17 protein-coding genes, 1 tRNA gene and 1 pseudogene are annotated in these 14,197 nt (G+C 51.0%); 10 read left to right on the top strand and 9 right to left on the bottom strand.

Annotated features, from left to right (window positions below; all coding sequences use genetic code 11):
* Window positions 1-76: 76 nt before the first annotated feature.
* The 3 genes and pseudogenes from ACJBF3_RS14885 to ACJBF3_RS14895 form a co-directional block, all read right to left on the bottom strand.
* A complete protein-coding gene (locus tag ACJBF3_RS14885) occupies window positions 77-1,276 on the bottom strand; it encodes a site-specific integrase (protein ID WP_014603550.1) in 1,200 nt (399 codons plus the stop codon).
* A gap of 175 nt (window positions 1,277-1,451) precedes the next feature.
* Window positions 1,452-1,607: pseudogene (locus ACJBF3_RS14890) on the bottom strand (ash family protein); the annotation flags it as partial.
* Window positions 1,604-1,870: an AlpA family transcriptional regulator gene (locus ACJBF3_RS14895; RefSeq protein ID WP_047723417.1), complete on the bottom strand. Its 267-nt coding sequence runs from the start codon at window positions 1,868-1,870 to the stop codon at window positions 1,604-1,606. The pseudogene ACJBF3_RS14890 and the gene ACJBF3_RS14895, both read right to left, overlap by 4 nt.
* Before the next feature lie 550 nt (window positions 1,871-2,420).
* Between ACJBF3_RS14895 and ACJBF3_RS14900 the strand changes: the two genes are divergently transcribed.
* The 6 genes from ACJBF3_RS14900 to ACJBF3_RS14925 all read left to right on the top strand — a co-directional run bounded on the left by ACJBF3_RS14900 (window position 2,421) and on the right by ACJBF3_RS14925 (window position 7,526).
* Window positions 2,421-3,164, top strand: a complete 744-nt coding sequence (locus ACJBF3_RS14900) for a hypothetical protein (protein ID WP_047723419.1) — start codon at window positions 2,421-2,423, stop codon at window positions 3,162-3,164.
* 2 nt (window positions 3,165-3,166) lie between these two features.
* Window positions 3,167-3,385: an ogr/Delta-like zinc finger family protein gene (locus ACJBF3_RS14905; protein WP_047723421.1), complete on the top strand. Its 219-nt coding sequence runs from the start codon at window positions 3,167-3,169 to the stop codon at window positions 3,383-3,385.
* Between the two features lie 28 nt (window positions 3,386-3,413).
* Window positions 3,414-3,977, top strand: coding sequence for a phage polarity suppression protein (locus ACJBF3_RS14910; RefSeq protein ID WP_047723423.1), 564 nt, complete (start codon window positions 3,414-3,416; stop codon window positions 3,975-3,977).
* 264 nt (window positions 3,978-4,241) lie between these two features.
* Window positions 4,242-5,405, top strand: a complete 1,164-nt coding sequence (locus ACJBF3_RS14915) for a PP2C family serine/threonine-protein phosphatase (protein ID WP_047723426.1) — start codon at window positions 4,242-4,244, stop codon at window positions 5,403-5,405.
* Entirely contained in the window at window positions 5,395-6,453 is a 1,059-nt protein-coding gene (locus ACJBF3_RS14920; protein ID WP_047723428.1) for a serine/threonine-protein kinase, read from the top strand. Before ACJBF3_RS14915 ends, ACJBF3_RS14920 begins: the two co-directional genes overlap by 11 nt.
* Window positions 6,450-7,526 (top strand): serine/threonine-protein kinase, encoded by a 1,077-nt coding sequence (locus tag ACJBF3_RS14925; RefSeq protein ID WP_047723429.1) that lies wholly within the window; start codon window positions 6,450-6,452, stop codon window positions 7,524-7,526. The genes ACJBF3_RS14920 and ACJBF3_RS14925 overlap by 4 nt, the downstream gene beginning before the upstream one ends.
* Before the next feature lie 62 nt (window positions 7,527-7,588).
* Here the strand turns inward: ACJBF3_RS14925 and ACJBF3_RS14930 are convergent, their stop codons facing one another.
* The 5 genes from ACJBF3_RS14930 to rraB form a co-directional block, all read right to left on the bottom strand.
* Window positions 7,589-8,854 (bottom strand): phage integrase central domain-containing protein, encoded by a 1,266-nt coding sequence (locus ACJBF3_RS14930; RefSeq protein ID WP_047723430.1) that lies wholly within the window; start codon window positions 8,852-8,854, stop codon window positions 7,589-7,591.
* Between the two features lie 163 nt (window positions 8,855-9,017).
* Window positions 9,018-9,102: transfer RNA gene (locus ACJBF3_RS14935), tRNA-Leu, on the bottom strand.
* Window positions 9,103-9,206: 104 nt separating this feature from the next.
* On the bottom strand, window positions 9,207-9,929 hold the full coding sequence (locus ACJBF3_RS14940; protein ID WP_045331725.1) for a hypothetical protein: 723 nt from the start codon (window positions 9,927-9,929) through the stop codon (window positions 9,207-9,209).
* 30 nt (window positions 9,930-9,959) lie between these two features.
* A complete protein-coding gene (gene miaE / locus ACJBF3_RS14945) occupies window positions 9,960-10,718 on the bottom strand; it encodes a tRNA isopentenyl-2-thiomethyl-A-37 hydroxylase MiaE (protein WP_047716742.1) in 759 nt (252 codons plus the stop codon).
* A 46-nt stretch (window positions 10,719-10,764) separates the two neighbouring features.
* The gene (gene rraB / locus ACJBF3_RS14950; protein ID WP_006810300.1) at window positions 10,765-11,190 is read right to left on the bottom strand and encodes a ribonuclease E inhibitor RraB; all 426 of its coding nucleotides are present in this window, start codon (window positions 11,188-11,190) and stop codon (window positions 10,765-10,767) included.
* A 99-nt stretch (window positions 11,191-11,289) separates the two neighbouring features.
* Here rraB and argL point away from each other — a divergent pair, with 99 nt between their 5' ends.
* From argL to ACJBF3_RS14970, 4 genes are all read left to right on the top strand, one after another.
* Window positions 11,290-11,385, top strand: a complete 96-nt coding sequence (argL, locus tag ACJBF3_RS14955; protein ID WP_214442935.1) for a putative translational regulatory protein ArgL — start codon at window positions 11,290-11,292, stop codon at window positions 11,383-11,385.
* Window positions 11,355-12,359, top strand: coding sequence for an ornithine carbamoyltransferase (gene argF, locus ACJBF3_RS14960; RefSeq protein ID WP_045331728.1), 1,005 nt, complete (start codon window positions 11,355-11,357; stop codon window positions 12,357-12,359). Before argL ends, argF begins: the two co-directional genes overlap by 31 nt.
* 290 nt (window positions 12,360-12,649) lie before the next feature.
* A complete protein-coding gene (locus ACJBF3_RS14965) occupies window positions 12,650-13,012 on the top strand; it encodes a hypothetical protein (protein ID WP_045331729.1) in 363 nt (120 codons plus the stop codon).
* A gap of 1 nt (window position 13,013) precedes the next feature.
* Window positions 13,014-13,466 carry a DUF3828 domain-containing protein gene (locus ACJBF3_RS14970; RefSeq protein WP_045331731.1) on the top strand — a complete coding sequence of 151 codons (453 nt, stop codon included), beginning with the start codon at window positions 13,014-13,016 and terminating at the stop codon, window positions 13,464-13,466.
* An 86-nt stretch (window positions 13,467-13,552) separates the two neighbouring features.
* On the opposite strand, the gene ACJBF3_RS14975 is transcribed toward ACJBF3_RS14970, so the two are convergent.
* Window positions 13,553-14,005: a YhcH/YjgK/YiaL family protein gene (locus ACJBF3_RS14975; RefSeq protein WP_045331733.1), complete on the bottom strand. Its 453-nt coding sequence runs from the start codon at window positions 14,003-14,005 to the stop codon at window positions 13,553-13,555.
* Window positions 14,006-14,197: the final 192 nt, after the last annotated feature.

Raw genomic sequence — 14,197 nt, forward strand, 5'->3', positions numbered from 1 at the left:
GCCTCGATCAGTGCCCGAATGTCGCCCAGCAGCGCCGCGGGCGCTGCGAGCGATGCTGCTGATGGCCGGCGCCCGTTCATGCCACCGCCTCCGCAAGCTGCCGCGCGCCCGTGATGGCTTGGCGGCGGCTGGCCACCAGCTCGGCCGCCTCGCGCACCGGCTTGTCCTCGGTGTGGACGTAGTGCATGAACATCGCCACGGTCTTGTGGCCCGTCAGCTTCATTCCCACTTTGGTCGGCACACCGGAATTGGCAATGTCGGTGGTCGAGCGATGACGGATGCCGTGCGTGCCTACGTGCGGCACGCTGGCGGCCTTGAGCGTCCGGCACCAGCCGCCATAGTGCTCGCCAAAGGTCAGGTGCTTGGCCGGGTCGTTCGGCGACGGCAGGACGTAAGGGCAGCCTTCCAGACGCGGCGCCGTCGAAAGCAGCCGATAGGCTTCCTCGCTCATGGGCTTGGAAATGCCGCCAACCTTGCTGTCGGGCCACACCACGCGCCGGTTCTCGAAGTCCAGCCAGCTCCATTCGAGCGGGCAGATTTCGGAGCGCCGCGCCGCAAACTCGAATTGCAGCCGGATCGCCAACGGGATGACGTAGTTCTCCAGCCCCTCCGCCTCCAGTTTCTCCAACTGGCGGAAGATCCGCACCATTTCCTCGTCCACGATGAGCCGGGTTTCCTTGCCCGGCGGGTACATCGGGACGTGGCGGCACGGATTCGTACCGTCCGGGCGGAAGCCCCAGACTTCGGCCAAGTTGAACATCTTGCGCAGCACGCCGAAGGTCTTGTTGGCCTCGGTCGGCTTGTAGGCCAGCTTTTCCATGAGCCCCGCAATGTCGGGCCGCTTCACGTCATGCACCTTCTTGCGGCCCAGCAGCGGGATGATGTTGCGGTCGATGACGCCCTGGTAGCCGTCCTGCGTGCTGACCTTGTTGCGCTTCTTGGAGTAGTCCTCCATGAACTTTTTGCACAACTCGGCCATCGTGGGCGCCTTGCGCGCCTCGGCCTTGGCACCGCCGGGATCACCACCCCGGCGAACCTCGGCCAGCCAGTCCTGCGCTTTGACCCGCGCCTGTTCGACGGTTAGCTCCCCGTAGAGTCCCAGCGAGGGCTTGCGGGGCTGGCCAGAGTTCGTGCGGTACTGGAGCATGAACACCCGGCGTCCCGTCGGGGTAATCTTGCAAAGGAAGCCGGGCACGACGGTATCCCGTAGTTCGATGTCCTTCGCCTGGGGTTGCGCCGACTCTACGGCGGTCTTGGTGAGCTTGATCTTTGCCATGATGACTCCTTGGAACGACCCGGATTCCAGGAGCCAGATAGGAGCGGCGCGAGGGAGAACCGGGTCAAGTTTCAGAAAGCACCGGCATATGATGGACGCGCGTAAGCTATTGATAAACCTGTTGTATCGGGCTACGTCGCAGTCCAGCGAACTACCGGGCTGGAGTCATCGTGAAACAAAAAAAGACGCATGGCGCGTCTGGTGTCGCCTTGAAGTAACTCGGGTTCTCACGCCCGGCTGCCGATTTTGCGACAGCGGGAAAACTATACCTGGAAACGACGAAAAGAAGCAAGCCAGAAAGAGGGGCTGAATGCTGAACGGTCATCATCATGCGTCACAGCCCCGGTTGCGTTCGGCAATGCGATCTGCCATCCATGCGGTGATTTCAGACTGCGCCCACGCCACGTTTTTGCCGCCCAGGCTGATTTGTTTCGGGAAGGCTTCCCGGCTGATGAGGTCATAAATGGTCGACCGGGACAGGCCACACAGATGCATCACTTCGGGCAGGCGGATAAAGCGCTCCTGAACGGCATCAGAAACCGGCATCAGTGGCGCGGCAGGGGCAGAAGACGGGGAAGAAACAGCGGTTTGCATCGGGCTACCTCACAAAGTCCATACAGTGCCGGTCGTGTCCGTCCGGCCTCGGGTAGCTCTCTATTTTGTGAATATTTTCCCTCAGGGCAACAAGTCATTTTGCAGTACTTCACCACACAACAGACTGTTTTTTATACAGCGACAATCTCTGACAATGTTCTGGTATATCGTGGGTATCCTTTGGCACATTCTGGCACACCCGCATATAACCAAAAGTGGTTGATTTATTACTTTTCATTAATAAAAAGTATATACACCTCCAGGAGAGTTCAGAAGATGGGTGAACAGTGGTGAACAGACGGTGAACAGTCATACCCTCAACTGTTCACCCTTTATCTTACTGTATTACTTATATTTTTATTTAAGGTGAACAGTAGTGAACAGTTATATGTAAAAAAACAAACGATGAGCAAGGTTTTGCTGAGACCTTTCTCTGGCAAGCCGGGTTTTGAGTGGTGTTTGTGCCAGATCTGCCACAACTGCAATGAATCGAGATGTTGTGTGATGAAGGGCAGAATCATTTCAGGTTGAATACACGGAGAGCCTGAACATGAAACCCGAAACAGTCATTACCGCCCTGCAAAATGTTGCCGCCAGGCAGTCCGCAGAGAACAGCCAGCGCATCACCGACAAGCTGAGCGCATTCACTGCGGCCAGAGACACCCACGCGGCCAGCATGCAAGTACTCAAAGAGATTGATACGTCCATTGAACGCTGTAAGCAGGAGCGGCAGACCGCCCTCGATGAGAGCGCAGAGGCGGAGCAGGACTGGCGCAGCCGCTTTCGCACCCTGCGCGGCAGTCTCACCCCTGAAATGAAAGCTGAGCACAGCAGGCGTATCGCCAGTCGCGAGCTGGCCGACGAGTTCACCGGCCTGATTGCGGAGCTGGAGGCCGACCGGACACGCGCCATGCTGAATGCCTGCTCCAGCGCTAATAAATACCTGTCAGCGCATGACGATGCCTTTACCGCTTACGCCGGTGCTGAATGGGCTCAGGCTGTCAATGCGGTTCCTGTCGCCCTTATCCGCGCTTTCCTGCTGCGTGTTCGTGCCCTCGAAATGAAGGGAGAAAGCGCCCCGCAGTCCGTGGCCATCAGTGAGCTGCGCGATGCGCTGAGCCGTCAGGGCAGCCTGTATCACTTCGATATGACGCAGGAGCCGGTGTTGTCCGTGACGGGCATGCACCGGCCGCAGATTACAGGCGTGGATACGGAGCTGTTACGCAGCCCTGCGAAGAGAATGATGCTCGCCAGAAAGCTGGCTGAAAATGGCGAGACAGAAGCGGAGGGGTAAGCATGTTTCACTGCCCGTTCTGCAAAACCAGCGCGCATTCCCGCACCAGTCGTTATCTGTCCGATAACGTCAAGCAGCGCTATCACCAGTGCATGAACATCGAGTGCTCGGCCACGTTCCGCACGCTTGAATCCATCGACGGGGTTATTCGTTCACCGGTGACAGAGCCGGTTATCCCGCTACCCGCACCGGCGGCCATCGTTAACCGTGCCGGTGCGTAAGCACGGCCAGTCATCAGGAGAAACACACGTGACCACACTGACGCTACAGAAAGCCTTTGAGGCCTGTCAGGCAAACAAATCCGCCTGGCTGCAACGCAGGGAAGAACTGACGCAGGCCGAGCAGGCATACCGCGAACAGCTTGCCGGTAGCGGCCGGAGCCTGCAAACGCTGCGCGAGATTATCGACGTGAAAAAGTGGGAAATTAATCAGGCTGCCGGTCGCTATATCCGTTCGCATGAGGAGGTGCAGCGCATCAGTATCCGCGACCGTTTAAATGATTTTATGCAGGTACACGGCGCGGAGCTGGCCGCCGCCCTTGCCCCGGAGCTGATGAATTATTCCGGGCAACACTCCGCCGTTCAGCGCAGCGCCATGCAGCACTCACTCGACTGTCTGCGTGAGGCGCTACAGCTCTGGCTGGTCGCCGGTGAAAAAATTAATTATTCGGCGCAGGATAATGACATTTTAACGGCCATCGGATTCAGGCCTGACGCGGCTTCGCGCGATGATAATCGTGAAAAATTCACGCCTGCACAGAACCTGAATTACACCCGCCGCCGTGCAGAACTGGCCGTGCAACAGTCCGCTTAAAAATCCCCGAAAATCCCGCCATTTTTACGTATAAAAGCCATGCATGCATAGGTGCATGGGTTTGCATGCGTTTTAAAGACACTGAATTCCCCGCCAGCGCCAGCGCTGGCGCGCCCTGAGGCCGGTCATGCACCTGCATTAAAAGCGCCCCCTTAAGCGGGCAGGCGTGGCGGGGAGAGCATTGCGCGCGAGCTATTTCGTATTAATTGACAATTGATTAGCTCATTGCGAAAGTAAACTCCCCCACAATAAAACGGAATTACTATGTTTACAGAACGACTTGCTCGCTGGTTAGCTCGTTCTTCGGCCAAAAGCGGCATTAACCGGCCAGAAGACCTCAACGCTGTCCTTAGCACGGATATAGGACTGGTTAGAGCTGAGAATCAGGATCTAATCGCCGCGATTAGAGTTAACACTCCGTCAAACGTTGGCAGTCCTTTTTTTGCAATGGCGTTATTAGATGGCATGGGTGGAATGAAAGATGGAAAGCAATGTGCAACAATTGCTTTATCAACTTTATTCTATTCTTTGATTAAGTTTAGAAGTGATCCTCCCGAGTCTCGGTTATTAAAAGCTACTTTAGAAGCAAACTCCGTTGTATACGGCTATGCAAAAGGACATGGCGGTTCAACATTATCCGCTGTAATTATTGAAAATGGGTCTGCCCCTGTAATTGCCAACGTTGGCGACAGTCGAATATATAGCTTTTCTCTGGAATGTGGACTTACAGCTATTAGCAGTGATGACTCTCTAGAAGCATTGGGTGGCAGAGGGCGTGGATTACTCCAGTTTATAGGAATGGGGGAATCTATAAAACCTCATATCAATACCTTAGATAAAAACCATAAAAATATAATATTGACATCCGATGGAACCCACTTCATTTCTCATTCAGCATTCGAAGAGTTATTAAGTCATTCATCTGATTTTTCTACATCAGCGCAGAGAATAGCTCAATATGTTCAATGGTGCGGTGCGAAAGATAACGCTTCATTTGGAATGATTAATTGCAGTGATATTGAAAACAACCTCAACTCCCATAGAGATATTGGTGTAGAGTTATGGGACCCTCATGGGAATCTACATATCATGTGGATGAAAAATTATCCTGCCGCGCAGAATTACTTCTCTCAAAATATAGTGGACGATCAAGATAAAGAACCTTCGTCTATTATAGACAATGATAGCTTTGAAAATAAACAAACACTAAACAATGCTTCGACAAAAAATCTAGATTTAGATTCTGAAACACCACAAAGAGAGCTATTCTTAAACGAAACCCCAGAAAAACCTCAAGATCCCCCTATTACAACCAAAGCCATCAAACAAAGAAAAAGCAAAGAAAGAAAGAAAGCTATTGAAAAGAACAAAAAAGACCAATCCGTAATGATAAATATCAAGGATGAGGAAAACAAAAATGAAGATTAATCACGTCCTACCAGAAAGATATTCATTAAAGAGCACTGGATTCGGTGGTGGCATGGGGGACATTTTAATATGTAAAGATAATCATTTAGATAGAGATGTAATTGTAAAGTTGTTAAAGGATGGAGAAGAAGAGAGACGTTTACTAGATGAACAGAAAGCGCTACTAAAACTTCGTTCTAAACATGTAGTACAACTTTATGATTTAATTGACATAACAGTCTCTGGAAAAACTAAAAAAGGAATAGTTCTGGAGTATATTAACGGAGTAGATTTAAATTACAACCCGTCAGAAAGTCACCCCGAAAAACTAAAGAAATTATGGCAGATAGCATGCGGGTTAAGTGACATCCACTCTGCTAAAGTAATTCACAGAGATATAAAGCCCAATAATATTAGAGTAGATGAGAATAAAATTGTTAAAATATTGGATTTTGGTTTAGCAAGGTCCTCAGGAACAGAAGCATTCACTCATTCTGTCATTGGAACCTTAGGATATATGGCTCCTGAACTATGGAAGAGAAAAAACATTAGTTTCGATCAAAAAATTGATGTTTATGCATATGGTGTCCTCGTTTTAGATTTATTTGGCATAGAAAAACCAGATGAATTATACGAACATCCCCCGGCCGCGATAACCAATATACCTGAACTAGGAAAGATACTTCCAAAGGATTTAGCAAGAACTTTCATTAGTTGCTTATGCCATGACAAAGATGCTCGACCGGCAATGTCTTTGGTTAGAGATCAAATAGCTAAATACCTATTAAAAGATAGACACCGTGCCCTCTTCGTCTTGAATGGAAAGAAATATGAAGTTAACGCAAAAAATAAAAGCGTCACGATCACTTGGGGTACGGGTGGGAGTATGCAAATAATATATGATGGTTTCGATTTTAAAGTGGGTAGTTTTTCAGGAAGTGCGACAATTAATAATCAACAAGTGATGACAAACAAAGTATTTCCTAGCTGCAGCGTGATTACTCTTATAAATGGAAAATCTAGAAGCTTTGTCACCTTTGATATATCTAGACCGGAGGTAATATCATGATTGAAGTCGGAAGAATCATTGCAGATCGCTATAAGATTTTATCTTACGTTGGTAAAGGTGGGATGCAAGACGTATATAAAGTTTTAGATTTAAAGCTGGATTTAGATTTAGCGTTAAAGACTCCACTTCCTGGCTTGGAAAGCAAAAGATTTCTTAAAAGTGCCAAAATCGCTGCAAAGATAAACCATCACAATATAGCCAAAACCTTTGACTATGTCGAAGATAATGGCAATATATTTTTAGCGGAGGAATTTGTTGAAGGTGAAAACCTTGAGGAAAAATTGCGTCACTTTGATTTTCTAGACCCACATTATGGCGCTTGTATACTACATAACCTTGCTAAAGGAATAATGGCATCTCATAAAGCAGGTGTTATTCATAGAGATTTAAAACCTAGTAATGTAATGGTGTCTGGTGGTGTACAAATTTCGAATCTAAAAATCACAGATTTTGGAATAGCTACGCTAACACAAGAACTTTTTGATGAAGCTGCTGCCAGTGGTGACCTAACAAGATCGACTTCTGGTACGATAAAAGGTGCTTTACCCTTCATGTCTCCTGAATTAATGTTTGGTAAAAAAGGTAAACCTATAGAAGCATCAACTGATATTTGGTCATTAGGTGCAATGATGTTTAAACTATTAACAGGAGACTATCCATTTGGCGTTTATCTGGATGCTGCTGTTAATGTTAAAACAAAAAATAGAATGGAATGGCCAACCTTCATGACTGCCAATCCACAATATCAAAGTTTATCACAAGATCTACAAAAAATTGTAGATAAGTGCTTAAGTTATGACCCGGACAAAAGGCCTACAGCTGAAACGCTTGTTAAGGCATGTGAAACCCTTTGTTATTTATCCGAAGAACGTCATGTTGGTCGCGTCAATAATATTATTCAAGGAGGGATAAGTGGATTTATTGATGGGACACCTTCTAACTCCTTTTTTAGTATGGAAAGTGTATACGGTTCGAGGACCCCAAACACCTCAACAAGAAATACTGTTTGTTATTCCACTTTTGATGGACATCCATGGCCTAGAGCACACCCTGTAATTCTGTGGAAAGATTGAATGAATAGGCACAAGTAATTGTGCCTATTTTAATCCATTAAGTTATCATCTATAAATATTATTCATTTGATGTTGCAGACTCTTGCATATTCATAAGGTGTAATATGCTCATACTGAATAATATCAAGATAATCCGCCCACCATTGAACCATCAATCGCCGTTCATCCAAATGCTCAGATGTATGTATGTAAGCCGCACGCACATTATTACGCTCTGAGTGGCTCAACTGTCGTTCTATAGCGTCATCACTCCATAACCCTGACTCACCCAAAGCACCACGCGCCATCGTCCTAAACCCATGCCCGCAGACCTCGGTTTTCGTGTCATATCCCATTGCACGCAATGCGCTGTTTACCGTGTTTTCACTCATTACCTTAGTTGCGTCGTGATCCCCCGGGAACAGTAACTCTTTATCACCACTAATTTGCTTAAGCTGCTCTAACAAATTCATCGCCTGACGACTAAGCGGAACGATATGCTCCTCTTTCATCTTCATGCCACGGTACGAGTAACGCACGCCTTTAATTTCTTCTCGTTTTGCAGGTACTCGCCAGAGAGATTTATCGAAGTCGAACTCATCCCAACGCGCGAAACGTAACTCACTGGAACGCACAAAAGTTAGTAAGGAAAGCTTGACCGCGATCCGTGTCATTACGCGGCCACGATATGCAGCAAGACGTGCAAGAAAATCAGGGAACCGGCTGGAGGGTAAAGCGGGGTAATGCCGCGCTTTGGTTGTTGATAGCGCACCGGCCATATCACTGGCTGGATTTGAGTCGATGTAATCGTTCTGTACGGCATAACGCATAATAGCCGTAACACGCTGCTGAAGACGCTGCGCAACATCATGCTTACCACTGGCATCAACTTTTTTAATAGGGGCTAACAGGTGGCTAGTTTTGAGCTGGCGAATGTCGGACGAGCCGATATGAGGGAAGATATAAAGCTCAAGATATCGAAGAACGCGCGCTCTATGGTCTTCACTCCAGCGCTTGTTACTGGCATGCCATTCACGAGCGATGGTTTCGAAAGTATATGCCCCCGAATTCTCGGCCTGAGCTTCTTTCTGTTCGGCTTTAGGATCAATGCCCTGCACTAGGAGCTTTTTAGCGTCGTCGCGCTTTGCTCTAGCCTGAGCAAGCGTCACAGTTGGCCAAACACCAAAAGCGAGGCGATCCTCTTTTTTGTCAGAGGGGCGTCGGTATTTCATGCGCCAGTATTTAGAACCCTTGGCCGAAACCTCGAGATACAAACCGCCGCCATCGGCCATTTTGTAGGTTTTGTCTTTTGGCTTTGCGGTCTCGACCTGTCTGGCGTTGAGCTTCATTTGGGGGCACATTTCTAATCGAAGTTAAGATGCCCCCAATTATGCCCCCAATGACATCCGGATTTCAACGGACAACCTCGGACGACTCAGGACGTAAAAATCACTTTGCACATTGATTTTAAAGGGATAATTGGACTTTCTCGGATGGTCTTGGAAGTACTAATGGTGCCGAAGGCCGGACTCGAACCGGCACGTATTTCTACGGTTGATTTTGAATCAACTGCGTCTACCGATTTCGCCACTTCGGCACTGAAGGGGATGCGGAAACGTTGTGGATTATACCTGTCGCGCGCCGCCATGCAAGCGACGACGCGCTAAACCCGCGCTAAGTGCCCAAAAAACCAGCGCCCTTTCACTCCAGCTCAGACACCGCCAGACGAATCACCCCCGCCGCCTTCTGCTCCGGCAGCGCCAGCACCTTCGCCCACATCTCCTGCACCATATCGCAGGAGAGCTTCTCCTTACCCGCCGCCTTCTCCGGCGTCTGCAGCAGCTGGATGTCCTCGCCGTACTTATCGGCCAGTTGCTTCATAATCGGCCGCACATCCTCGACGGCCGCCTCGCGTTCGGCCGGGGTCACGGTGTGGCGGTTTTTGCCGTAGGCCGCGCGCATCATGTCGGCGTCGGCCTGCATGCGCCGCGCCATCAGGTCTTTATCCAGCATGCGCATCGGGTTCACGCCGCCCTTCACCGCCGGGTAGAGGAAGCGGAAGCAGGCGTCGTCGCTCACCTTCTGGATGGCGGCGGTCTGCTCCATGTTGATGGTCATGTAGTTCACCACGTTGGCGTCCGGGGCGTTTTGCAGGCGCGACATCTGCAGATGCAGGATCTGCGGCTGGATGGTGTCGATAATCTGCTGCTCCGGCTCGCCCGCCTTTTGCAGGGCGGCCATCTGGTCGAGGATGCGCTGGTGCAGCGCGGGTTCCTGCTCCTTAATCACCTGCCAGGCAGGCATCGCGTTAAGGGCAGCATCCATCTGCTGTTCCGGCGCGCGCTGCCTGTCGAAGAACACCCAGAACGCCACGGCGGCGGCCACCACAACAACGATTACGCTACGGGTCCACGTTTTATTCATCTCGCATCCTTATCCTTGAATTATGCCGGTTTACACCGGCGCGCCGCTGTGGAAGCGAAACTCGTTGTCCGGTGTCGAGATAAGTGTGGCTTCAATTTCGCCAAAATGCCGTATGCGCGGTGAGATATCGTCGTCGCTCACCTGTTGGGCCAGCGCCAGGTAGTCCTGATAGTGGCGCGCTTCCGAGCGCAGCAGCGAGAGATAAAACTTCTGCAGGTCGTCGTCGAGGAACGGGGCCAGCGCGGCGAAGCGTTCGCAGGAGCGGGCTTCGATGTAGGCGCCGCAGATGAGCTTGTCGATCAGCGTCAGCGGCTCGTGGGTGCGCACTTCCTTCAGCATCCCTTTGGCGTAGCGGCTGGCGGTGATTTTGACGTACGGAATGTCGCGGGCCAGCATCGCCTCGCGCACCTGCCAGAAGTGGTGCAGCTCCTCTTTAATCAGCAGCACCATGCTGTCGATCAGCGCCTGGCCCCACGGGTCGTCGGTTTTGGGCATCACGCTTTTGCCAATCTGCTTGTGCAGGGCGATGAAGTCCGGCTCCGGGCCGTCGCGGAAGGTGAACTGTTCGTAGGGCCTGAGCCAGTCGAGCAGCGCGTCGGCACCGCTTTCGTCGGCAACGTATTTACGCACGAGTAATAGCGCGGTCTGGGCGGCCTTGAGCTCGCACACCATGTGGTCGGTGAGCAGCAGCGGCAGGTTCGCCGGGTCGCGGGCTTTATCAATCCATGCTTGCGGGGTCGGGCACTGGAGGAAGTTGAGTACGGGGGCGAGTATCTGCGGGTAATCCATGGTTCTGCCTTGAAAAAGCGGTGGCGCGGGCCACCGCCTGAAACGCTTAGTGACGCACGCCGTCGTCGTCTTCGTCGACGTAATCTTCGTCGTCGCCTTCTTCGCCGTCTTCACCGTTCGGATCTTCGAAGTAGGTTCCCCAGCCGTCGTACTCCACGTCAAACTTCTCGGCCAGGTTCATCAGCTGTTCGACCTGCGCATCGATCAGCTCCGCCTTCAGCGCGCCTTCGCTCAGAATGTCGCAGCAGATGACGGTGTCGCCCTCTTCCACTTCCAGCTCTTCCGGCTCGGTCACTTCGTAACCCAGCTTGAAGGCTTCCACGGCCATTTTTTCCAGCGCGTCGAAATCATCCGCAGAGAAATGGTGCTCGATGGTGTACAGCGCGTCCGGATCGCTACCGTCTTCCAGCAGTTCTTCAATAATCAGACGCGTCTCTTCGCGTTGCTCTTCCAGGTGTTCCGGGTTTGCCATGGCTCAATCCTCTTTAAAGTGCGGCAGATACTTCTATTTTCACACACGGAAGGGTTTGCCTCCACCTTTGTAAGAAAGAATTGTGAAACGGGGTTGCAAATGAATAATTACACATATAAAGTGAATTTTAATTCAATAAGTGGCGTTCGCCATGTGAGGATAAAATGTCTGATCTGTATAAGAAACACTTTCTGAAATTGCTCGACTTTACCCCAGCACAGTTCACTTCTCTGCTGACCCTTGCCGCACAGCTCAAAGCCGATAAGAAAAAGGGCAAGGAAGTACAAAAGCTTACCGGTAAAAACATCGCGCTCATCTTCGAAAAAGACTCGACCCGTACCCGTTGCTCTTTCGAAGTTGCCGCATTTGACCAGGGCGCGCGCGTCACGTATTTAGGGCCGAGCGGCAGCCAGATTGGGCATAAAGAGTCAATTAAGGACACCGCGCGCGTGCTCGGGCGGATGTACGACGGCATTCAGTATCGCGGCCACGGCCAGGAAGTGGTCGAAACGCTGGCGCAGTACGCGGGCGTGCCGGTGTGGAACGGCCTGACCAACGAGTTTCACCCAACCCAGCTGCTGGCGGACCTGCTGACCATGCAGGAGCACCTGCCGGGCAAGGCGTTTAACGAGATGACGCTGGTCTACGCGGGCGACGCGCGCAACAACATGGGCAACTCGATGCTGGAAGCGGCGGCGCTGACCGGGCTGGATCTGCGCCTGGTGGCACCAAAAGCCTGCTGGCCGGAAGAGAGCCTGGTGGCGGAGTGCAGCGCGCTGGCGGAGAAGCACGGCGGCAAAATCACCCTGACAGAAGACGTGGAGGCGGGCGTAAAGGGCGCGGACTTTATCTATACCGACGTGTGGGTGTCGATGGGCGAAGCCAAAGAGAAGTGGGCGGAGCGGATTGCGCTGCTGCGCGGGTATCAGGTGAACGCGCAGATGATGGCGCTGACCGGCAACCCGAACGTGAAGTTCCTGCACTGTCTGCCGGCGTTCCATGACGACCAGACCACGCTCGGCAAGCAGATGGCGAAGGAGTTCGACCTGCACGGCGGGATGGAGGTGACGGACGAGGTGTTCGAGTCGGCGGCGAGCATCGTGTTCGACCAGGCGGAAAACCGGATGCATACGATCAAGGCGGTGATGGTGGCGACGCTTGGGGAGTGAGTCCCTCTTCCGCGTTGAAATGGTGATTATCTGCTGAATTATTTTTCAGGAGATAATCATTTCCTGTTTACTGACAGGAAAGTTTTCACTGTTTGATAACGGGTAGTAAAAATACATATCATGGATGTTACCTTAGGTCGGCAGCAACCATGATATGTACTTATGATTCTATCAACCATTATTTATCGGATGGATAATGGTTAATATTAGATCATTATCAGTTACAAAATACTTTATATATTCGGTGTAATGTTTCCTTATTACTACGTTTCGTTAATAAGGATTATTTTATGTCATGGAATAAGCATGAAGCTGTGTCATATGCCCGCAGCCACGCGCATCATAACAGCACGGGTTACTGCGCTCGCGCCGTTGCTGCAGCTATTCGAGCCGGAGGTTTGAAAATTGACGGTGCTGATGCAAAAAACTTCTGGCGCTCCCTTGAGAAGGCGGGATTCAGTAAGGTGTACGGCACCCCCATTGAAGGCGATGTCGCAGTAATTGACGCATTACCAGGTGCTCATCAGAACGGGCATGCATGCATCTACGACGGTTCGGGTACCTGGTATTCTGATTTTAAACAGAATAGCCTATATCCCGGCCAGACATATCGGAAGCTACAGCCCAGAATCACCCTTTACAGGCACTACTGATATGAAAAATATCTTACTACTTCTCTTTCTGTTTTCCTCCTCTACGATGGCAGGCTATTCTGACCCGATTGAGCGTGCGGTTGCATTTAACAGTTGGTACGTTAATCAAATCAACAAAGATGCGTTTCCCATCACTGATAGCAATGAAATAGATAAATATGTCACAGCATCAACAATGAAAAAACTTCGTCACGCGCAGGATCCGCGTTATGCAGAAGAAGAATTTTACGACGCCGATATGTTTTTAAAAGCCCAATACGTTGGAGATGACTGGGCGCAGAATATCACAGCCGTAGCCGGGGATACCGATCCAGTCTGTGTCAACGTATACATTGCATTTGGTAAAAAGCAGGATCACGTAGTCATAGACTGCATGGTTAAAGAAAACAACTTATGGAAGGTACAGTCAGTTTCTAATGCGGAATTTACAAGAAATCTGGCTGTCGCGAATTGAGCCAAACAAAGTACTGACAAGAGCAATGATGCAGCGCCACCGGGCAAATCAGGCACCGATGCTGCCCTCTCCCGCAGGACCCCGTTTCAGGCCACCAGCATCTTCACCACAACCTTACGCACTTTCGCCGGTGCTCCTACCGCGCACAGCGGCTTGTGCACTTCGCCCGGCCAGAACACCACGAAATCCCCTTCGCTTAGCACCACGGTTTTCTCCTGCTCGCCTTCCGGCAGGAACGCGATGTCTTTGTCCGCCAGCCAGTCGGTGTCCGGCGTGCCGTGCGGCAGGGTGCTGAAGGTCATCCCCTCCTGGCCCTTCATTACGATCTGGATATCCAGATAGCGCGCATGGTACTCGGCGCGGCGCTCGGCAAACGGCTGAGTCATGTCCTCCGAAACCAGATAAAACAGGCTGTTGCCGTTGATGTCATGTTTCCCGAGCGGCGTCGCGTCGGTGACGTGACTTTTGACGTGCTCAATGGCCTGGCGCAGCGCGTCCGGCAGCCAGGGCTGGAGATGGTGGATGTTGCCGATGATCATGCGAAAACCCTCGATATAAAACAACGTTTCATTTTTATCCCTTATACGAGAATCCAGGCTGCCATACCAGCCCTTTTTGGAAGAGGTTTGCGCGAGCGCATGTTTATCGGAAAAGGTGTTAATTCTCTGTTAATCCTGCCCGGGCAATTATGCAGGGGTTATGCATAACCTTGATAAACGCTTGCCACGCGA

This window comes from Enterobacter sp. PP-008-ECC_S150, from assembly GCF_045257065.1.
GTDB lineage: Bacteria > Pseudomonadota > Gammaproteobacteria > Enterobacterales > Enterobacteriaceae > Enterobacter > Enterobacter chengduensis.